Below are 20,152 nucleotides of genomic sequence, written 5' to 3'. Positions count from 1 at the left end.
AACCTTAATAAGGTTATATTCTTATTTCTTAATCAGATTTATCTTGATACTGAAAAAATTAAGTACAATTATTAAATACCTGTATTTTCATTTAATAGTCATTGTAAATTAAAACTGCATTTTTATTGCATTTCAGTATTGCTAAATAAATTAATAGGTCTAGTTAAATGTCAGCTATTAAAATAAACATTTAACAATAGTCACCCTTCATATTGTTAACTCAATGAATAACAATAACTAACTAAAAAATAAAGATAAAATATAAAAAACACAATAAAACCAACTAAACCGTTTTTTTATTTAACTTATAACTAAGTGATTTATTACAGACCATTAACTTTCTCTGTGTATAAACATAAGCATATATAAATACATTAATTACATATGGAACAACATGTTAAAAATATAATGACTTTTTTTGTTCAATGTGATTTTTTCTGCTACTAACTTCTTATACTAATTAAAGCTGAAATCTTATTAGTTTCTACTGCAAAAAAATAATATTTGATAATTTAATCACATTCATTTATCTTATAAATAAGACTTTACTGATTGAGTGATAAATGAACGTATTAGTTACCGGTGGTATGGGTTACATAGGTAGCCATACCTGTTTGGCATTACTTGAGGCAGGATTTACTCCTGTTATTTACGATAATCTATCGAATTCAAGCGTCAAGGTGTTAGAGCAATTAAAGGCAATTTCTAACTACGACTTTAACTTCATAGAGGGTGATATAGCAGATACTGCAATGCTAGAAAGTGTATTTAGAGATTACAATATACCGGCTGTCTTTCATTTTGCCTCATTAAAAGCTGTGGGCGAATCAACCGAGCAACCTTTACGCTATTACGATAATAATGTCTCAGGTACCTTAAATTTACTCACTGCAATGGATAATTGTGGAGTTAAACAAATTGTATTTAGTTCTTCAGCAACGGTTTATGGTGACCCTCAATACTTACCTATTGATGAGCAACATCCCATTTCTGCAACTAACCCATACGGTTGGACGAAAGTGATGATTGAACAAATACTTAACGATTGGTGTTTAGCAAATAAAAACAACCTTGCTATTTCGTTACGCTATTTTAATCCTGCGGGTGCTCATCAAAGTGGTTTACTCGGGGAGAGTCCAAATGGTATCCCTAACAATTTGATACCTTACATAGCGCAAACAGCGGTAGGGAAAAGAGACTGTGTGAATGTGTTTGGTAATGATTACAATACAGAAGATGGTACAGGTGTTCGTGATTATATCCATATTTTAGATCTAGCAGCAGGACATGTTGCTGCTTTTTCAACACATAAAGAAGATAATGGTTCGTTTGTTTATAACTTAGGCACGGGTAAAGGATACTCTGTTTTAGAAATAATTAACGCTTTTTCATCATCAGCCAAAGTTAAAATCAACTATCAATTTGCGCCTCGACGAACAGGTGATATTGCTAGTAATTATGCAGATTCTTCACTTGCAGAAAAAAAGTTAGGCTGGCAAGCCCAATTAAACATTAAATCGATGACTGACGACACATGGCGTTGGCAGTCTAAATACCCCAATGGTTTGGAATAAAAAATGAATAATTTAGAGTTCACTCATCGTCGAAAAAACCCTCTTACAGGTGACTGGGTATTAGTTTCCCCTCATAGAAACAATCGTCCATGGCTTGGTGCCACGGAAGATGCCCCTGTTATAGAGTTACCAAAGTATGATGAAAGCTGTCCGCTTTGTCCGGGCAATGAGCGAGCAGAAAACAAAGAAAACCCTGATTACAAACATACACATGTATTTGTTAATGACTTTGGTGCATTAACCGAAGAAACTCCTGAATCAGCACAAATGAATGATGAACAACACCCGTTGTTTGAAGCTAATGTTGCCCATGGTGAGTGTCGAGTTGTTTGTTTTTCTCCAGACCACAACAAATCTCTACCCCAATTAACCGTTGATGAAATTAAAGCCGTAGTAGATACCTGGCAATCAAATTATGTTGAGCTGGCAAATAAGTATACCTGCGTAAGTATATTTGAAAACAAAGGTGCCGTAATGGGCTGTTCTCAGCCGCACCCTCACGGTCAAATATGGGCTCATGAACATTTATCAACTGAAATAGAACAAGAAAATCAACAGCAACTTGATTATCAAAATAAATACGGTAAATCATTATTAGCAGACTATGTTGAACATGAGAGTACAAAAGCCGATCGTATTGTTACAGAAAACGAGCATTGGATAGTAGTTGTGCCTTTTTGGGCAGCATGGCCTTTTGAAACTTTATTAATTGCTAAAGATAATATTGAACATTTTGGTCAATTAAACGACCTACAAAAAAACAGCCTAGCGCAAATACTTCAAGAGCTAACAATACGTTACGATAATGTTTTCAATTGTAGTTTCCCTTATTCAATGGGTTGGCACAGTGCGCCTGAAAATGGTGCTGATAATAGCCACTGGCGCTTACATGCTCACTTTTACCCTCCACTATTACGTTCGTCTACCGTTAAGAAATTTATGGTTGGTTACGAAATGCTTGCCGAAAGTCAACGAGATCTAACAGCTGAAACCGCCGCTAAAATATTGCGTTCAGTGAGTACAACACACTACAAAAAGGAGCTAATAAATGACAAATAATAGCTTTAATGAAAAATTCGAAGAAATTTATAAGCAATCTGCTCAAGCTATTTCTATAGCTCCAGGGCGAGTTAACCTCATTGGTGAGTTTACTGACTACAATAACGGGTTTGTATTACCTTGCGCATTAGAATTCGCAACACGCATCCTTTACAAAAAACGTGAAGATAATAAAGTTGTTGTGCATTCTCTACACTACCCTGGCGAGCATGACGAATTCAGTATCGACGGCGACATTACTCCAGGCGAGTCCCAATGGGGCAATTATATTCGTGCCGTTGCTTTTGTATTTAAACGTCAAGGTCATCAACTATGCGGTCTAGATTTATTAATCGACAGTAATGTACCGCAAGGCAGCGGTTTATCGTCATCGGCTGCTTTAGAAGTTTCTATGGGCGGGATTTTTAATCAAGCTTGTCAATTAAACCTATCAGGCCAAGCGATAGCCTTATTAGGTCAAGAAGCTGAAAACGACTTTATGGATTGCCAATGTGGCATCATGGACCAATTAGTTTCGGCTAATGGTAAAAAGGGTCATGCCCTATTAATGGACTGCAGAAGCTTAGAAACTCAATCAGTTAGTATTCCAGAAGATTTATCTATCGTTATTGTTAACTCAAACTACCCTCGCAAACTTGTCGACAGCGAATACAATCAACGTCGAATAGATTGCGAAGAAGCAGCAAGCAAAATGTCTGTCAGCAGTTTGCGCGACGCGACTTTAGATAATTTGAATGCCGCTCGTTCAATCATGACAGATAATGAATACAAACGTGCACACCATGTTATCACTGAAAATCATCGTGTATTAAATGCGGTTGAAGCACTTAAAAATAACAATATGAAAACTTTAAGAGAACTAATGACAGCCTCACATCAGTCATTAAAAAATGATTTTGAAGTAACGGTTCCTGAAACTGATGGATTGGTACAAATATGCCAAGAAGCATTAGGTACACAAGGTGCTGTACGTATGACAGGTGGTGGCTTTGGTGGTGCGATAGTGTGTTTATGTCGTCATGACGATATTGCTAAAATTAAAGAGGCGGTTGAAGCGCAGTACCACGCTCGTTTTAATATTCATGCTTCTATTTACGTTGGTAAAGCGGGTGATGGCTTACAGGTTTCAGAGCTTTAAACCTTTAGGGTAATACTCTTTAAGCTACCTAGTTAGCTTTAACTTACAAAATATAGGTTATTCAGCAGTTATTTTGGTTTAGGCTGATACACATAATGTAGTATCAGTAATCAAGGATTAATTATGCAAAATATTCATTGGGGAGTTATTGGCTGTGGCAATATTGCACATCAATTTGCCCGCGGGATAAAAAAATTAGATAACTGTTCAATTGTCGCAGGTGCTTCCCTTACGACAGGACGAGCTGAAAGCTTCGCTAAAACTCACCAAATACAAAGTTCGTATACCAATTATCAATCGTTAGTGAACGATCCCAATGTTCATGCCGTGTATATAGCGACTACGCATAACTTTCATTTCGAAAATATTAAACTGTGTTTAGAAAAGGGTAAACATGTACTCTGTGAAAAACCCTTTACTATTAATGCTGAACAAAGCAAAACACTCGCCGTTTTAGCAAAGCAAAATAACTGTTTTATGATGGAATGTGTTTGGACACGATTTCTTCCTACTATTCAGCATTTAAGTCAATTGTTAGCACAAAATGTTATTGGTGATGTACACACTGTAAAAGCTAATTTTAGTATTTGCAGTAAAGTAGATCCAGGACACAGACTTCGTAATAAAGCTCTTGCAGGCGGTGCATTGCTCGACCTTGGCATTTATCCATTAACGCTAGCTTCTATAGTCTTTGGAGACACTCCTAGCAAAATACAAAGCTCTGCGGTTATGAATGAAGATGGCATAGATGAAAGCTCATGTTATTTACTTGAATATGAACATGGACAACGCGCCATACTTTCTTCATCTATTACAGAATATGCGCCTAATGACGGAATAATTTCTGGCAGCAATGGTTATATAGTCATACCTAACTTTCTTGGCGCTCAAGAATTACACGTCCATATTAACGATCAGCCAAGCCAAATACTTAGTTTTCCTTTCGACGAAGATGACAACTTTGTTTTTGAAACATCTCACGCAATGGAATGCATCCGACAAAATAAATGCGAAAGCGATATTTTACCTTTAAATAAAACAACAGCAATGATGACTTTAATGGATACATTACGAAAACAATGGGGACTTAAATATCCAGGGGAATAAATACATAAGCTATGTGTTTCAAAATAGATAATGTTAAATTTTAAATAACAAAACGGAAAAATATGAAGATTAAAAACAATAAAACATTAATGATAACCGTAATGCTGTTTAGTTACTTACAATTTTCAAATGTAGTAAATGCGACTCCAATATCAAACGATGTTAGTAAACAAGTGCCTGAAGAACTACAAAAGAAATTACCGGTAGATGTTGCTCCTGAACTTGCAGAAAAAGGACAACTTACTGTTGGTGTTAGAACTATTGAGATTACTAATCCTGCTCAATTTGATCCTAATACTCAAACACAAAAAGACAGAAAACTAACCCTTGAAGTATGGTATCCAAGCAAAGTAAATAAAGCAGACGTGAAAACCAGTTATGAAGATGAAACTCGATCAGGTATTCCATTTTCAATTCAGGCCGATGCCTTTCGTAATTCAAAAGTATTAAAACCTAGTGGCGATGTTAAATATCCATTAGTTATTCTTTCACACGGTTACACCGGCTACAGATCTTTAATGTATTATTTAGCAGAGCATTTAGCATCACACGGATATATTGTTGCTGCAATCGATCATACCGATTCAACAAATGCTGAAGTAGACCTAATAAACACTCCTTTTTCTGGATTTTTTAGTACGTTGTTAAATCGTTCACGTGATCAACAATTCACGCTAGATTACCTCACTACAACAGAAAATTTTGTTTCAGCAGCTATGAATAAAAACAAAGCAGGTCTGGTTGGCTATTCAATGGGAGGTTACGGCGCTGTAAATACTATTGGCGGCTGTTATGACTTTACAGATGCAACAACATCAATTTTTACAGGTATTAAAGATCCGGTACAAATAGAAAAAATAAAAACATTACTTAATAGTTGTGCTGGCGGACAATACAAAAATGCAAAAGTAGACTCAAAATGGCAAGCCGTAATCGCTATGGCTCCATGGGGTGGGCAGCACAATGTGTTTAACACTCAAGCATTAGCAAAAATTAACACACCTGTTTTATACATTTCTGGCGATTTAGATGATATTTCAGATTACACATCTATAAAATCTCTTTACGAGAAAACAGGTACTCAAGATAAATACTTACTTACCTATAAAAATGCTCGACATAACATAGCGCCTCACCCTGCTCCGTCAGTTGCAAAAACCAGTGAGCTAGATATTGGTCATTATTACGAACCAGTATGGGATCACACCGTACTTAACAACAACAATAAGCATTTTGGCCTAGCGATGATGGATTGCTATATAAAACAGCAGAAAGATAAATGCAGCTACTTAGACTTATCTGAAAACTCTAACCAAATACCTATTGATGGCAAAACACCTGAAGCTTGGAAAGGATTTGATCACCGTTATTCAACAGGTATGGAATGGAAAAAAGGTAAATAAATAGATGTAATTTATACCTTAGTTAATAACTAAAAAGCACCTACATATTATTTAGATGTAAGTGCTTCTTTTATCTAACTAGCGTAACTTAGTGATTGGAAATTGTCATTTATAACGTTTGAATTAAAAGAGAATAAGTGAGATTAAGTATCTCCCTTATTTTATTGTTTCAACCTTAATGACAATAATGACGCTATAGCTAAAAACAAACTTGAAACCCACAAGCACGCTTCTAAACCATATTCTTGATATATCCAGCCGGAAAGCACAGTGCCAACCAACCTTCCCATAGCATTAGCCATATAATAAAAGCCAACATCTAGAGAAACGCCATCACTTCCGGCGTAACTCACTATTAAGTAACTATGCAATGATGAGTTAATAGCAAAAACAGCGCCGAATATAAGCAAACCAACAATAATTGATGCATGAATAAAGAAATCAAAATGTAGTGCTAACGCAATAGCTGCAGGGATCAACGTTAAATAACTCGCCCACAAGAATGCTCCTTTTCCTGTTGGCACTTTACCTTGTTTTTTCCCGGTAAAATAAGGTGCAAAAGACTGTACTATGCCATAGCCAATAACCCAGGTTGCCATAAAACCACCAACCCACCCGTGATCCCAATTAAAGGTTACAGCTAAAAAAACAGGTAGCGCGACTACAAACCAAACATCTCTCGCGCCAAATAAAAACAATCGCGCTGCAGATAAAGTATTTATGGCCAAGCTTTTAGAAAAAATATCAGTAAACTTAGGCTTACTCTTTGCCTTACCTAAATCTTCTTTTAATGCGATTAAGCTAAATATCCATACAAGAGCTAGCAAAGAAGCCATTAAAATAATGGCGCCTTTAAACTCAAGTAAAGTAAGTAATACTCCACCTAAAAAGAAACCAACACCTTTTAATGTGTTTTTAGACCCAGTAAGAATCGCCACCCACTGATAAAGCTTTCCTTCAGCTCCTTCAGGCACAAGTAATTTTATTGAGCTTTTAGCGCTCATTTTATTTAAGTCTTTAGCAATACCCGACAAGGCTTGAGCACACATAACATAAATAACCGTTAACATTTCTGCAGGAACAGCCAGCATAGCTAAAGCAATTATTTGCATAGCCAAGCCAATATTCATGGTTTTGTTTAAACCCAACCTTGCGCCTAACCAACCACCAACAAGGTTGGTAATAACGCCAAATACTTCATAAAACAAAAACAGCATGGCAATACTTAATGGCCCATAACCTAACTGATGAAAATACAGCACAACCAACATGCGTAACGCACCATCAGTTAAAGTAAACGCCCAGTAATTACCTGTAATAACTAAATACTGTTTAATTTGTGGCGATAAATCTTTGAGTGATAATAGCCCCATAATAAATTAGTCTTTATCAGCCAAGCCAACCATACGCACTAGCTCGGCTGTACGGTTTGCATAACCCCATTCATTGTCATACCAAACATAAAGCTTAACCTGAGTATCATTTACCACCATGGTTGATAACGCATCAACAATGCTAGAGCGAGGATCAGTTTTATAGTCAATAGACACCAAAGGACGTTCTTCATAGCCCATAATATTTTCTAACTCGCCTTCAGCTGCTTGTTTCAATAATTGATTCACTTCATCAACCGTTGTGCCGCGCTTAACTTCAAATACACAATCGGTGAGTGATGCATTTGTTAAAGGCACTCGTATCGCATGGCCGTTTAACTTTCCTTGCAACTCAGGAAAAATATGAGTAATCGCCGTAGCCGAACCTGTTGTTGTAGGAATTAAACTGGTACCACAAGAACGAGCTCTACGTAGATCTTTATGAGGTGCATCTATAATAGTTTGGGTATTGGTAATGTTATGAATAGTTGTCATCGAGCCATGCTTAATACCAATTTTTTCATGAATAACTTTAACCACTGGCGCTAAACAGTTTGTAGTACATGAAGCGGCAGTAACAATAGGATGAACGGCTTTGTCGTATAAGTTTTCGTTAACACCCATAACAATATTCAGCACGCCATCTTCTTTTACCGGTGCAGTAACAACCACACGCTTAACACCTTGATCTAAATAAGCTTGTAATAAAGCTTTAGTTTTAATTTTACCTGAAGCCTCAATGACCACATCACAGCCTGACCAATCTGTATCTTCAGTTTTTGTATTTTGTGTACAAGGAATTTTATGACCATTAATCACCATAAAACCAGCCTCGTGCGAAACCTCATGATGCCAACGGCCATGCACTGAGTCAAAAGCCATTAAATGAGCAAAAGTTGCAGCATCTCCAGCAGGATCGTTAATCTGAACAATTTCAACCTCATCCCAATCAAACGCTGCTCTCATTGATAAGCGTCCCATTCGGCCAAAGCCGTTAATGCCTACTTTAATCGTCATAATCATGTCCTAAGTGTTAATTAAGTTGTTGTTAAATTTATAAATATGAATTGAAATAATCTAGCTGAGATAAATTCTTTAAAGACTTAGGTCGAACTTTCTGAATTTCAGTAATCACTCGACTACCTGACCAACCCATAGCTAAAAGAATAAGCCCAATAACCAAGCCCGTTCTACCAGAGCCACCTTTACAATGAACAGCAATAGTCCCTTTATTATTTATTACCGCTAAAATTTCAGCCTTGTGCTTTTCCCAATTAGTTTCAAACGCTTGAGTTGGCGCCTCATCGTCTAAAATAGGTAATTGAAGCCACTCTATCTCTTGCTTGTTACATTCAATAGGTAAAGATGTGGCATTGTTCTTCTCTATTTCTTCATCGAACATTAATGTAATTAGCATATCTGTACCGGCTTGCTTAAGTGTTGAAATAGAGTCAACTAAACTTGCATCTTTTGTTCCCGGACAAGGTGTAAAAATAAGCTGAGCGCCATTATCAAGTTTCAAAATATCAAAAGGGTGAGATTGCATAGTTTTTTCCTAAAAGTAATAAATTAAGATTTTTGATCAAACCAATCATTCGTCCGATTGATGATGTAAACCAACGACAACATAACAGGTACTTCAACCAGTACTCCCACAACAGTCGCTAAAGCCGCACCAGAATGTAAACCAAAAAGTGATATAGCCACCGCAACCGCCAGTTCAAAAAAGTTAGATGTACCAATTAAACATGCAGGAGCCGCAATGTTATGAGGTAATTTCATCCATTTAGCAGCTAAATAAGCAATAATGAAAATACCGTAAGTTTGCAGAATAAGAGGAATAGCAATTAAGCCAATGGTGCCAGGCTCAGATATAATGGTATTTGCTTGAAAGCCAAATAATAAAACCACCGTAGCTAATAACCCAATAACAGACCATGGTTTTAGTTTTGATAGAAAGTGATTTAATGAAGTTTCGGCATTGCCTTTATTTAAAAGCTTTCGCGTTACTACACCAGCGATTAAAGGCAGTAAAACATAAAGCACAACCGATATAAGTAAAGTTTCCCACGGTACTTGAATATCGCTTACACCTAATAAGAATGCAGAAATAGGCGCAAAAGCGAAGATCATAATGACGTCATTAATCGACACCTGCACTAACGTATAATTAGGATCGCCTTTCGTTAATTGCGACCATACAAAAACCATGGCAGTACAAGGAGCCACACCTAACAAAATCATACCGGCAATGTATTCTTGAGCAGATGCAGGATCAACCAAACCAACAAAGAAAAAATTAAAAAACAACCAGCCCAAACCAGCCATAGTAAAAGGTTTAATCAACCAATTTATAACAAGTGTTAATACCAAGCCTTTAGGGTTTTTACCGACATCTTTTATTGCTGAAAAATCTATTTGAACCATCATGGGATAAATCATTACCCAAATAAAAATGGCGACAACAATATTCACATGAGCAAATTCAAAGCCAGCAATCACTTCAAAAGCACTGGGCTGCCATAAACCTAAAAGCACGCCAAGTAAAATACTTAAGCCAACCCACGACGACAAATAACGTTCAAAAATTCCCATAAACTTAGTCCTCTACACACTTAATCACAAAAATTAGCTTTATTAGGTCGGTTTTGCATTTGCGCTAAACGCTGAAGCTCTTCATTAATCAGTGCAATGTTATTTTCTGTAGTTTGTGCAATAACAGACTTAGCCCATAGCGGTATTTCAGGATTAATTTTATAAAACACCCACTTACCATGCTTTCTATCAATTATAACTTTTGCTTTTTTCAACACCGCGAGATTACGCGACACTTTAGGCTGGCTATCTTCATCCATAGCTTCCATTAACTCACAAACACACAACTCGCCATGGTAGTGCGCCAGCATAAGAGTTTTAAGTCGAATATCATCGGTAAGGCTTTTATAAAAGGAAATAGGATCAAAATCATCCGGTTGAGGATTGTTATCAGTAAGCTCTTCTATCCCCTCATCTTTCGTATTTTTTTGCTTCTCTTCAACCAAAAGAAACATAGATAAGCGATTATTAAGTTCACTTAAGGTGACCGAAAATGGGTTGCTACCAGAACGTTCTTTAGGATCAGCAAAGTCCCATGCTAACTGCTTACCAGCATTAGGATAACTTCGGCATTCGCTGTTTGCTTTGTCGCATAAGGTAATAACGAAATCAAACACTTGATCCTCAAAAGTGGCAATACTTTTAGACGTTAGATCTTGAGTCGCAATACCAAATTTTGTTAATGCTTCAACAGTGCGTTCATCAACACCTTCAGGATGTGTGCCCGCACTAAAAACATCATAGCTATCACCGGCTTTATGTCTAAGTAATGCTTCCGCCATTTGGGATCTAGCTGAATTACCCGTACATAAAAACAACACTTTTTGTTTACGTTTTTCTTTCATTGTTACACCTCAAAGACACATGCGATTTATTATATATATGAAATATCATATGTACAATATTATTTACCATTAAAACAATTAAAGGTAAATAATGTTCTCTAACATAGCAGAGTAACTAAAAGCATAAATTAGCCATAAACGGCTAAACAATAACAATTAGCCATAAACGGTTAAATCATTATAATTAGCCAAAAAGGGCTAAATTTGCATTATTAGCCATAAGCGGCTAAATTAGATTATATGTGTAGCAAGGAATGTTAATGTGAAATCTACTTATAAACCAATAGCAGTGATCAGTGGCGATGTTATTAACTCAACAAAGTTAACCTCTGAACAATTTGATCAATTACTTACGCGGATCAAAGACATCCAAACATGGATCAGCAAAGGTAATAAATCGAATGTGCATAGTATTGAGCGAGGTGATGAATTTCAAACGGTAGTGCATGATATTGAAAATGCACTTAGATATACCATTATCTACCGCGTTGCAATCAAAGCACTAGGCAAATTATTTGATAGCCGCATTAGCTTTGCTATTGCTCCAAATGCTGATCTACGTGAATCTGTATCTGAATCAATGGGAGCAGCATTTGTGCTTTCTGGTCGAGGACTAAAAAATCTAAAAAGTGAAAGATTACTCTTTAACTCTGAACCCGTAGAGCTTTCAGAAAACTTTAAGCTACTCTTTAAATATTTAGACAAACAACTCACCGAATTAACATCACGCCAATGTGAAGTGTTACTGCCAATGCTTAAAACCAATGAAGGTTTATCGATAACTGAGTTGTCTAAAAAATTAAACATTGCTGATGCAACAGCAAGTAAATCACTCAAAGCCTCAGGTTGGTCATTAATCAATGAATTAAACGGGCGATTCATACATCATGTACAAGGACTGAAACATGCTTGATTATTTTGAGATATTAATACCATTTTTACTTATTCACATCATATGTGACTTTTATCTGCAGCCAAACAAATGGGTAGAAGAAAAAAAGCAAAAAACTTACCGCGCACCAGCACTTTACTATCATTCACTTTTACACGGCGCCGCGCTCTTTATTCCTGCTTTTACCTTAGGTATTAACGGGTATTCAATAGCGTGCTTAATCGCTATTGTTGCGGTAAGTCATTTCTTTATAGACCTATGGAAAGTATCTACACCAAACGGTCATAAGTTTTCTTATTTTGTTATTGACCAAACTTTACACATATCAGTTATCGCCCTTATTTCATATCACATGGCAGACGGCTTAACGGTTGAAACAATACTTAAACATGACAAATTCTCGGATGCTGTAATGATTGCTTTTGCGTACTTACTTATTCTCAAACCCACTTCAATTATGATTGGTAATATTTTAAAGAAATACCCAATTTCAGAACCTGAAGATGGTAGTAATAATAATGGTCTTGTTGCTGGCGGTGAATTAATTGGTTATTTAGAGCGCATATTAATCCTTACATTTACACTGGTAGGAAGTTATGCCGCTGTAGGTTTTGTATTAGCCGCTAAATCAATATTTAGATTTGGTGAATTGAATAAATCGAACGACAGAAGCATGACTGAATATGTGTTAATTGGCTCTTTAGTTTCTGTAGTTATCACAACATTATTGGGCACAATAATATCCCTTGGTTTAGAGATAAAAATTAAATAAATCGGCTGACTATTTTCACTTGAATGATTACAGATATAAATATACCGCTTTCAATTATCTCAACTCAGCGCCCGCGTCTTTCATGCATAAAAACCAAGAAAGAACGCGCTTAAAAGATTAAATATTCGGTATATTATATATTACCAACACTATACAAATAGGCAGTTAAAACACCAAATAGCCTTATGAAAAACATCTACACAGTGATTAAAATACCAAGAGCCGCATAAATAGCATTTTTTTAAAAACTCGCACCTAATTCACTTAGCTTTTTACTTCACACTGTTTTATTATGCTGCCCACACAACAAAGGGAGTTAAGCTTGTGAAGCTAAAAATTCAAATTAATTTATCTCAAGATCCAGTATCACCATCAGAACCAGCACCATTTGATCCTGTAAAAATTAGGAATTTTTTGTTACTCACCATCACTTTGTTAAGTCTTATAGGTTTTGGCGTTTACAGCTTGTGGACGCAAGACTCAGAGCCCTCTTCAACTAGTACACTTAATGCTTCAAACAATGCCTTATCAAGTAAAACAGTAGTAAACGATACTGATGAAAATACAGCAGAGTTAAGCCAAAGCGATTTAAAGCAAAACGAGTTAAAGCCAAGCAAGTTAAACAAGACATCAACACCAGAAACTCTGGCAAGCACAACACTAGCTGATGAAACACTCGCTAATAAAATCAACAGCACAGCAACGAATGCCACAAATACTGAAGTACCTAAAAACGTTAACGTAAACAATGAAGAACAAGCCGCAAAAAGCAATATACCCAATATAAAGCTTGAAACAAAAACCACTGAAAATAGCAACAAAGAAGCTAGCACAACTAAAGCAATATTAGCGATTGCCTCTAATTTGTCAGAACAAGAAACAGAGAAAACAGAGCCAGAGCTCGCAGCAAAAGTTGAAGCAGAAATTGAAACAGTAGATAAGGTTGAACAGAAAAAAGCTAACTTGTTAACCTCAAATCAAATCACAAACAACGCGGTTCATCGAGCACAATTAACATCAAATATACTATCTAGAGAACCAAGCGATAATATCAAACACTTGAGTTTACAAGAGCAAAATAAGTTATATCTATTTACTGAAATTCACGGTAAGAATAATCAAAAAATTTATCACCGTTGGATATTTAAGAAGAAGCTCATAGCTGAAATAACACTCAACATTAGAAATGACCAATGGCGAACTTATTCAAGTAAAAACTTTGATGAAACCATGATTGGCGAATGGGAAGCTCAGGTTGTTGATCAGAATGATAATATTTTGAAAACGGTAATGTTTAAGGTTTCACGGTAGAACGTAGTAAAGCATTCAGATAACGCCAGCCAGCGTAAACAATTACTTAAACCACATAAAAACAAAAGAATGAATGAGTAATAATTCATTCTTTTTTTATCAAACAAAATGTCGCATAAACCTAAAATTGTCCGATAAAATCACTTATGCGACAGAGCTTATACAAACAAGCTTATGTAAATAAAAGATCACTCTTGCCTTTTATCATTCATGTCTTTGCAAAAGCTATCCTATAAAGCTTTTTTGGTTTATATGAAATTTGGGTTAGTACGCCCAGCCAAATCTTTCGGGAAGTTTCTTTCTAAAGCTAGCTGCTCTGCTCGTTGGCTAATTTCCAATTCAGTTAAGCTGTAAGTAATAGAAACACTAGTCTGTGAAGTATGAGTGTCTGAGGCATTGCTACCTGAGGTGTTACTATCAGACGTACTGTTATTAAACAGCATGCCATGCTCAACTAAATTCTTAATAATAGTATTTGCCGCTGGTAATGCAGATGAAGCCTTAACGATTTCACACCTTGCATAGTTATCATATTCAAAAGAAACATTAGCTACTCGCAAAGTAGCATCAGCTCCTGGTATTTGTTGTGCGCCAAACATAGGAGGCCCACCTAACGTAGCATTACCAAACGATGGGATAAAACCAGTCACTTTATCAATGGCTTTAGCCGTTCTTGTTTTAACGACTTGAGGATCCCACTGATTATTTACTTTAGCTAAATACTTTTTGTCTAGTTGAGGTTGAGCACTCTCTAACTCTGACGAAACTAAACCGTCTTCAAACAAAGTCACTTCAGGAGTCATGGCATGAATTTGAAAGTACCCGTTTGGATATGGTGTTAGCTGAGTCATACCATTCTTTGTACCACGCTCACCATAAAAAATAATTTCAGGCCAATTATTCTTCTCACTAGGCCAATAGCTCACATAAGCCGCTTTAAATTCCACCATGCGCTTTGGCAGTAATCCAATCATGTTGTCTATAGTTCCCGTTTGAAAACCACAGGCATTTATTAAGTAATCTACTTCAAAGGTTTGTTTTTCTTCCTGACACTTCGCTTCTATAGTCCATTTATTACTGGTCTTATTTTGAATTACCGAGGTGACCTGAGTGTTTGTTAACAAACTGCAGCTTTCACTCTTTTCCAGCGTTAAACTGGCAATCGCAGCAAGTCTAAACACGTTAATTCCAAACTCTTGAACTAAGATCAGCGGAAACTTTAATTGGTTTAAGTCAGCACTTTTGGCGAATGAGATCATCCATTCATCACACGTTTCAGGCTGTTTAGGTGCTACTAGTTGAGCAAGTCTTTCGATATCTTGACGTTCATACAGAGTAAAATATTTTTCAGCTGGGCCCAATACTTGATTTAGAGGATCAGCCTCTACTAACTTCGCATATTCTTGCTGAAGTGTTGTTAGTCGAGCAATAACATCTGATGGATGCCCGTTATCATGTAACGGCACAGCAACAATGGTTGGCCTATAATCGATAGCGTCTCTATAAAGCCTTGCCGTACTAATAGATTGTTTTAACAAATCGATACATTGTTGATCTGAAATCTCTCTGTACAAGTTACCACCAGCATGAAGATGACACATAGGTGGTCCATTAATTAAGCTGGTTTCTTTTTCCAACAAAATAACGTTTACACCTTGTTCACTAAGACGCAACGCAATAGTAGCCCCACCAACACCACCGCCGATGATACCAATACGAACATTTGAATTTTCAGAACTCTTAGAATTTTGATACAGCATATTTAGGGCATTAAATGGTAATAAATTACGATAGATTAAAATGAGCTTTATACTATTAAAGCTATAAGGTTAACTTGCAACTGTAGTTGCAGAGACTATTACAGTCGTTATTACGGAGCTATAGAGGCACTACAGCATCAATTATATCAGCAAAGTCATCTAAAACGAGGCTTGCTCCGTGGCTTTTAATGTTTTCACCATGGTTGTAACCATAAGTTAAACCAATACTTTCCATATTCGCTGCAGTGGCGGCAAAAATATCGTTTTTAGAATCGCCAATCATTACACATTTAGCAGCATTAACTCCCAGCGTTTCACACACATACTCTAACTGCATAGGATCGGGTTTACGTTTAGGTAAACTGTCGCCTCCTACTAACATTTCAAATAAGCTATTTAAGCCAAATGTTTCAAGTATTGGGGAAATAAACTGTTCAGGCTTGTTAGTTACAATCACTAAGCGATAGCCGTTGCTCTGTAAAGTTTCTAATGTGTTTTTTACGTTTGGATAAAGGCAGGTATCTACGCAAACATTTTGCGCATAAAAATCTAAAAATATTGAAAGGGCTTTTTCAACAAAAGCCGGATCAAGATCAGCAGAAATATCAATACTTCCTGATAAAGCTCTTTTAGTTAACACCTCAGCACCGTTACCAACCCAACTGCGAATGACTTCAGTAGAATAAGTTGCCATATTCAAGGCTTTTAACATTTCATTAATGCTAAGTGCTAAGTCCGGCACACTATCAATGAGTGTTCCGTCTAAATCAAATATCAATACTTCTTTATTTGTAAATTGCAATTTAAAAACTCATGTTTACCCTAGTTATATGGGGCGTAGTATATATTTAATAGCATCGGGCTTCTACAATTTACAGGTTTTAAATTTTAATTACGGGTGCAAGAATAAAGCGTTCACTAGATATAAATTATCGTTGGTGTGTTTGTGTATTGTGTTGGGAAAATAAGTAATTTGTCCTTTTCCTTTCTTATAAAATGTCGCATAAATGTAATATTGTCGTATAAATAGTTTTATGCGACAATGTCGCATAAAACTATAAATGTCCGATAAACTCACTTATGCGACAAAACTTATGCAAATAAATAAAACAGAAAAAAAGCTCATATTTGATTATGTAAAGTCTGCTAAAAAAGCGGTAAGCATTAGTGAAATTAAAGTAGCGACAGATTTTCAAGTTGATAGACGTACAGTACAACGCTGGCTCAACAGTGCTGCAGAACAAGGCTTAGTTTTAATTACGGGTGAAAGAAAAACGCGTAAATATGAGAGTTCATCAGACAAAATAAAGCCAACCTTTAAGTTCTTAGAAGGTTTACCTAGTTCGAAACAACAAGAATTACTGAGTATGTTGCGAACTATATGGACACATAACTCAACTGCACTTGAAGGAAACACCCTTAACTTAGGTGAAACTCAATTTATATTAAATGAGGGATTAACCGTATCGGGTAAGTCGTTAAAAGATCATAAAGAAGTTATGGGACACGCCACAGCAATCGACTTGCTATACGACATAATCAGTAATGAACTCACCGTAAATAAAATAAAACAATTACATAAAGCGGTTCAAACCGACATTGTATTCGATATAGACAAACCTTATGGCGATTTCAAAGTTGTACCTAATGGTACCTATTTATTACTCGATAATAATTCACGTATATACCATGCCTACTCAAAACCATTTGATGTTCCAAAGCTAACATCTGCTCTGGTTGAATATATTGAATCATGTAAACCTAAGAATATTAGCGAAGCAATTTCGATGTATGCAACAGCACATTTAATTTTTGGACAAATACATCCTTTTTGGGATGGAAATGGACGTATTGCACGTTTAATAGCAAACCTCATTTTACTAAGAGCTGGTTATGCCCCACTAGTCATACCTGCTACACGAAGATTGGAATATATCACTATTCTTTCTAAATACAGTGCAAAGTATAAAGCTCCTAAAGCAGGTGAAGCGTTATATCATGTTGGAAATGAACTTGATGATTTTATAGTTTTTTGTGAAGAATGTTATCAAGACACGATTGAGCTAATTGAGAGTATTCAATAAAGAACATTTATTATTTAGTTTTAGTTATTACTTAAATCAAGTTAGCGGACCCCTTGATATTGCTCTATCTATCAATATAGCGCCATCTCCTTCTGTGGCGAGTTTATCGTTGTCGTTATAGAGTGGGCATGCCTTCATTGACAAGCAACCACAACCTATACAGCCTGATAAATAATCTCGAAGCCTTTCCATTCTTTGAATCCGTTCATTTAAGCTTTTAGCCCAATGGGTAGAAAGCCTTTGCCAGTCTTGTTGGCTTGGCGCTGTTTTGCCGTTCAATGTATCAAGCTGCTCTTTGATCTCAGTGAGTGTTATACCCATTTTTTGGGCCGCCTTAATCAACGAAACACGGCGTAATACTTGTTTATTGTAGCGCCGCTGATTACCGCTATTTCGCGAACTTTTAATCAAGCCTTTGCTTTCATAAAAATGTAGCGTTGACACTTTTACACCACAGCGTTTAGCAACGGCTCCTACCGTTAATGGGTCTTCACGTTCAGCTAATTTATCCATTTCTTTCCTTTGTTAGTCTCATGTTCCTCTATGGATCCTATTGAATTAAGTCCATTTCTCCCGTTGCTCTGGGTATGAAACAGAAGCCATAAGTATCATTTTAATATTATACAAATAAACCCTTGACCTCAAGTTAGGTTGAGGATTTATAGTGCACTCAACACCAACAACTTTACTGAGAAAAAAGTGCACTTAGAACACATTAATTTAGTCGTAAATAACATCGAAGAAACATTAACATTTTACCAAGCAGCATTTCCTAATTGGGCAGTACGTGGCGAGGGTGAGCAAGAGTGGTTTGGAAAAACACGCAGATGGCTTCATTTTGGTAATAACGAGCAATACCTCGTTTTTTGTAGCGAAGGAGAAGGAACAGCACGTGACTTAACTGGCCACCAAATCGGCTTAGCGCATTTTGCTTATGTAGTAACCAACTTAGCAGAAATGCAAGCCAGGTTATTAGTGGCTGGATTCAAACACGCCAAAGACGGCGCAGAAGACCCCTACCGATCAAATATTTATTACATAGACCCAAACGGCATTGAAGTAGAATTCGTTGAGTACCATAGCGACTTAAATGAACGCCGCAACGCATACGCTTAATACTATAAAGACTAAACTCATATACACATGAATAAGGGAAATAATGAAATCTATTGCCGTGGTTTACCACTCAGCTTCAGGCTCCACCCATCGTTTAGCCAACGCCATTGTGCAAGGTGCTAACAGTTGCGCTGATGTTAAAGTGAATGTTTATCGAATTCTACCTGAGCATATTCACCAAGGGCGTTTTATCGCCCTAGATATCTTGCACGAAATAACCAAAGCTGATGGTATTATTTTTGGCTCACCCACTTATATGGGCTCTGTATCAGCGCAGTTTAAAGCATTTATTGATGCCTCAAGCGAAATTTGGTCAACAGGTAGCTGGACTAACAAAATTGCCGCTGCCTTTACTGTTGGTAATCATTACTCAGGCGACCAATTAAGTACGATTAAATACCTACAAACGCTAGCAGGACAACACGGAATGTTATGGGCAGGGTTAGATTTAAAAGGCTTAAAAGAGAGAAATATACAAAATAACTCAGGAGCACAATCGGGGCTTATTACGTATACGCAAGATAAGGAGATACCCGCTGATGCATTACTTACAGCACAGTATTTGGGGGAACGAGTGTCGTTATTAGCCAATCGTTTGTAAGCGGCTGAGATGGAAAGTGGTGATCGCTGAAACCTATCGAAAAAAACAATTATTTCAATTTTTTAAAAATGGGTGTTTTTTATAAATTTAAATAAAAGTTATATGCTGATTTCTATCATTGAATTAACTGATGATGAAGTTCGTAAAAATGAATTATCTTTTTCGTTAGTTATCGATAATAATTCTCATTAACGAATAGATATTATTATTGAGTAGGACATTATGAAAAAGACAATTACCTTTGCTTGTTTACACTTTACCGTTGCGTTTACAGTCACTTATTTATTAACTGGCAGTGCTGTTATTGGTGGCCTAGTAGCCCTTGTAGAGCCCGCAGTTAATACCGTTGTATTTTATTTTCACGAGCGTGTTTGGAAGAAATACGAAAACCAATCAGCGAGTAAAGTAAGCGACGATTCTGAGCAGGCTTTCCAATTAAATGATATGACATTGGTGTCTTAGTCGTCCCATGTACCTGTACAGTGGGCGGCTAGATTGAGTTGATTGAGAGTATTCAATAAA

20 protein-coding genes are annotated in these 20,152 nt (G+C 36.5%); 12 read left to right on the top strand and 8 right to left on the bottom strand.

What is annotated here, in order from left to right; genetic code table 11:
- The first annotated feature begins 563 nt into the window (after positions 1-563).
- From galE to Q5N69_RS07850, 5 genes are all read left to right on the top strand, one after another.
- Positions 564-1,574 carry a UDP-glucose 4-epimerase GalE gene (gene galE, locus Q5N69_RS07870; protein WP_304368321.1) on the top strand — a complete coding sequence of 337 codons (1,011 nt, stop codon included), beginning with the start codon at positions 564-566 and terminating at the stop codon, positions 1,572-1,574.
- A gap of 3 nt (positions 1,575-1,577) precedes the next feature.
- Entirely contained in the window at positions 1,578-2,633 is a 1,056-nt protein-coding gene (locus tag Q5N69_RS07865; protein WP_304368320.1) for a UDP-glucose--hexose-1-phosphate uridylyltransferase, read from the top strand.
- Positions 2,623-3,771, top strand: a complete 1,149-nt coding sequence (gene galK / locus Q5N69_RS07860) for a galactokinase (protein ID WP_304368319.1) — start codon at positions 2,623-2,625, stop codon at positions 3,769-3,771. Before Q5N69_RS07865 ends, galK begins: the two co-directional genes overlap by 11 nt.
- Positions 3,772-3,894: 123 nt before the next feature.
- Positions 3,895-4,878 (top strand): Gfo/Idh/MocA family protein, encoded by a 984-nt coding sequence (locus tag Q5N69_RS07855; RefSeq protein WP_304368318.1) that lies wholly within the window; start codon positions 3,895-3,897, stop codon positions 4,876-4,878.
- Positions 4,879-4,940: 62 nt separating this feature from the next.
- Positions 4,941-6,281, top strand: a complete 1,341-nt coding sequence (locus Q5N69_RS07850; RefSeq protein ID WP_304368317.1) for an acetylhydrolase — start codon at positions 4,941-4,943, stop codon at positions 6,279-6,281.
- 161 nt (positions 6,282-6,442) lie between these two features.
- Here the strand turns inward: Q5N69_RS07850 and arsJ are convergent, their stop codons facing one another.
- The 5 genes from arsJ to Q5N69_RS07825 are packed head-to-tail and all read right to left on the bottom strand — an operon-like array spanning position 6,443 to position 11,094.
- Complete coding sequence (arsJ, locus tag Q5N69_RS07845; RefSeq protein WP_304368316.1) at positions 6,443-7,654, bottom strand: organoarsenical effux MFS transporter ArsJ; 1,212 nt, start codon at positions 7,652-7,654, stop codon at positions 6,443-6,445.
- 6 nt (positions 7,655-7,660) lie between these two features.
- On the bottom strand, positions 7,661-8,671 hold the full coding sequence (locus Q5N69_RS07840) for an ArsJ-associated glyceraldehyde-3-phosphate dehydrogenase (RefSeq protein WP_304368315.1): 1,011 nt from the start codon (positions 8,669-8,671) through the stop codon (positions 7,661-7,663).
- Positions 8,672-8,708: 37 nt separating this feature from the next.
- On the bottom strand, positions 8,709-9,200 hold the full coding sequence (locus Q5N69_RS07835; protein ID WP_304368314.1) for a dual specificity protein phosphatase family protein: 492 nt from the start codon (positions 9,198-9,200) through the stop codon (positions 8,709-8,711).
- Between the two features lie 23 nt (positions 9,201-9,223).
- Positions 9,224-10,249, bottom strand: coding sequence for an ACR3 family arsenite efflux transporter (arsB, locus tag Q5N69_RS07830; protein WP_304368313.1), 1,026 nt, complete (start codon positions 10,247-10,249; stop codon positions 9,224-9,226).
- Positions 10,250-10,269: 20 nt separating this feature from the next.
- On the bottom strand, positions 10,270-11,094 hold the full coding sequence (locus tag Q5N69_RS07825) for a metalloregulator ArsR/SmtB family transcription factor (protein ID WP_304368312.1): 825 nt from the start codon (positions 11,092-11,094) through the stop codon (positions 10,270-10,272).
- A 262-nt stretch (positions 11,095-11,356) separates the two neighbouring features.
- Between Q5N69_RS07825 and Q5N69_RS07820 the strand changes: the two genes are divergently transcribed.
- From Q5N69_RS07820 to Q5N69_RS07810, 3 genes are all read left to right on the top strand, one after another.
- A complete protein-coding gene (locus tag Q5N69_RS07820; RefSeq protein WP_304368311.1) occupies positions 11,357-12,007 on the top strand; it encodes a hypothetical protein in 651 nt (216 codons plus the stop codon).
- Positions 12,000-12,758 carry a DUF3307 domain-containing protein gene (locus tag Q5N69_RS07815; protein ID WP_304368310.1) on the top strand — a complete coding sequence of 253 codons (759 nt, stop codon included), beginning with the start codon at positions 12,000-12,002 and terminating at the stop codon, positions 12,756-12,758. The genes Q5N69_RS07820 and Q5N69_RS07815 overlap by 8 nt, the downstream gene beginning before the upstream one ends.
- Positions 12,759-13,082: 324 nt before the next feature.
- Positions 13,083-14,069: a DUF2914 domain-containing protein gene (locus Q5N69_RS07810; protein ID WP_304368309.1), complete on the top strand. Its 987-nt coding sequence runs from the start codon at positions 13,083-13,085 to the stop codon at positions 14,067-14,069.
- A gap of 248 nt (positions 14,070-14,317) precedes the next feature.
- Here the strand turns inward: Q5N69_RS07810 and Q5N69_RS07805 are convergent, their stop codons facing one another.
- The gene (locus Q5N69_RS07805; RefSeq protein WP_304368308.1) at positions 14,318-15,829 is read right to left on the bottom strand and encodes an FAD-dependent oxidoreductase; all 1,512 of its coding nucleotides are present in this window, start codon (positions 15,827-15,829) and stop codon (positions 14,318-14,320) included.
- A 118-nt stretch (positions 15,830-15,947) separates the two neighbouring features.
- Positions 15,948-16,631 (bottom strand): phosphoglycolate phosphatase, encoded by a 684-nt coding sequence (locus Q5N69_RS07800; protein WP_304368307.1) that lies wholly within the window; start codon positions 16,629-16,631, stop codon positions 15,948-15,950.
- 259 nt (positions 16,632-16,890) lie between these two features.
- Here Q5N69_RS07800 and Q5N69_RS07795 point away from each other — a divergent pair, with 259 nt between their 5' ends.
- Positions 16,891-17,913 (top strand): Fic family protein, encoded by a 1,023-nt coding sequence (locus Q5N69_RS07795; RefSeq protein WP_304368306.1) that lies wholly within the window; start codon positions 16,891-16,893, stop codon positions 17,911-17,913.
- Positions 17,914-17,949: 36 nt separating this feature from the next.
- Here Q5N69_RS07795 and soxR read toward each other — a convergent pair whose 3' ends face one another.
- Positions 17,950-18,426, bottom strand: coding sequence for a redox-sensitive transcriptional activator SoxR (gene soxR, locus Q5N69_RS07790; protein ID WP_304368305.1), 477 nt, complete (start codon positions 18,424-18,426; stop codon positions 17,950-17,952).
- 186 nt (positions 18,427-18,612) lie between these two features.
- Here soxR and Q5N69_RS07785 point away from each other — a divergent pair, with 186 nt between their 5' ends.
- The 3 genes from Q5N69_RS07785 to Q5N69_RS07775 all read left to right on the top strand — a co-directional run bounded on the left by Q5N69_RS07785 (position 18,613) and on the right by Q5N69_RS07775 (position 20,092).
- Positions 18,613-19,029, top strand: coding sequence for a VOC family protein (locus tag Q5N69_RS07785; protein WP_304368304.1), 417 nt, complete (start codon positions 18,613-18,615; stop codon positions 19,027-19,029).
- A gap of 43 nt (positions 19,030-19,072) precedes the next feature.
- On the top strand, positions 19,073-19,630 hold the full coding sequence (locus tag Q5N69_RS07780) for a flavodoxin family protein (protein ID WP_304368303.1): 558 nt from the start codon (positions 19,073-19,075) through the stop codon (positions 19,628-19,630).
- Between the two features lie 222 nt (positions 19,631-19,852).
- Positions 19,853-20,092 carry a DUF2061 domain-containing protein gene (locus Q5N69_RS07775; protein ID WP_304368302.1) on the top strand — a complete coding sequence of 80 codons (240 nt, stop codon included), beginning with the start codon at positions 19,853-19,855 and terminating at the stop codon, positions 20,090-20,092.
- The last annotated feature ends 60 nt before the right edge of the window (positions 20,093-20,152 follow it).

The organism is Pseudocolwellia sp. AS88 (assembly GCF_030551755.1).
Taxonomy (GTDB): domain Bacteria; phylum Pseudomonadota; class Gammaproteobacteria; order Enterobacterales; family Alteromonadaceae; genus Pseudocolwellia.
This window is presented reverse-complemented; position numbering and strand designations above follow the sequence as displayed.

Bases quoted from the DNA above. Each gene is read 5' to 3' on its own strand.
- galE (WP_304368321.1), top strand. From the start codon at position 564: ATGAACGTATTAGTTACCGGTGGTATGGGTTACATAGGTAGCCATACC.
- Q5N69_RS07865 (WP_304368320.1), top strand. From the start codon at position 1,578: ATGAATAATTTAGAGTTCACTCATCGTCGAAAAAACCCTCTTACAGGT.
- galK (WP_304368319.1), top strand. From the start codon at position 2,623: ATGACAAATAATAGCTTTAATGAAAAATTCGAAGAAATTTATAAGCAA.
- Q5N69_RS07855 (WP_304368318.1), top strand. From the start codon at position 3,895: ATGCAAAATATTCATTGGGGAGTTATTGGCTGTGGCAATATTGCACAT.
- Q5N69_RS07850 (WP_304368317.1), top strand. From the start codon at position 4,941: ATGAAGATTAAAAACAATAAAACATTAATGATAACCGTAATGCTGTTT.
- arsJ (WP_304368316.1), bottom strand. From the start codon at position 7,654: ATGGGGCTATTATCACTCAAAGATTTATCGCCACAAATTAAACAGTAT.
- Q5N69_RS07840 (WP_304368315.1), bottom strand. From the start codon at position 8,671: ATGACGATTAAAGTAGGCATTAACGGCTTTGGCCGAATGGGACGCTTA.
- Q5N69_RS07835 (WP_304368314.1), bottom strand. From the start codon at position 9,200: ATGCAATCTCACCCTTTTGATATTTTGAAACTTGATAATGGCGCTCAG.
- arsB (WP_304368313.1), bottom strand. From the start codon at position 10,249: ATGGGAATTTTTGAACGTTATTTGTCGTCGTGGGTTGGCTTAAGTATT.
- Q5N69_RS07825 (WP_304368312.1), bottom strand. From the start codon at position 11,094: ATGAAAGAAAAACGTAAACAAAAAGTGTTGTTTTTATGTACGGGTAAT.
- Q5N69_RS07815 (WP_304368310.1), top strand. From the start codon at position 12,000: ATGCTTGATTATTTTGAGATATTAATACCATTTTTACTTATTCACATC.
- Q5N69_RS07805 (WP_304368308.1), bottom strand. From the start codon at position 15,829: ATGCTGTATCAAAATTCTAAGAGTTCTGAAAATTCAAATGTTCGTATT.
- Q5N69_RS07795 (WP_304368306.1), top strand. From the start codon at position 16,891: ATGTCCGATAAACTCACTTATGCGACAAAACTTATGCAAATAAATAAA.
- soxR (WP_304368305.1), bottom strand. From the start codon at position 18,426: ATGGATAAATTAGCTGAACGTGAAGACCCATTAACGGTAGGAGCCGTT.
- Q5N69_RS07780 (WP_304368303.1), top strand. From the start codon at position 19,073: ATGAAATCTATTGCCGTGGTTTACCACTCAGCTTCAGGCTCCACCCAT.
- Q5N69_RS07775 (WP_304368302.1), top strand. From the start codon at position 19,853: ATGAAAAAGACAATTACCTTTGCTTGTTTACACTTTACCGTTGCGTTT.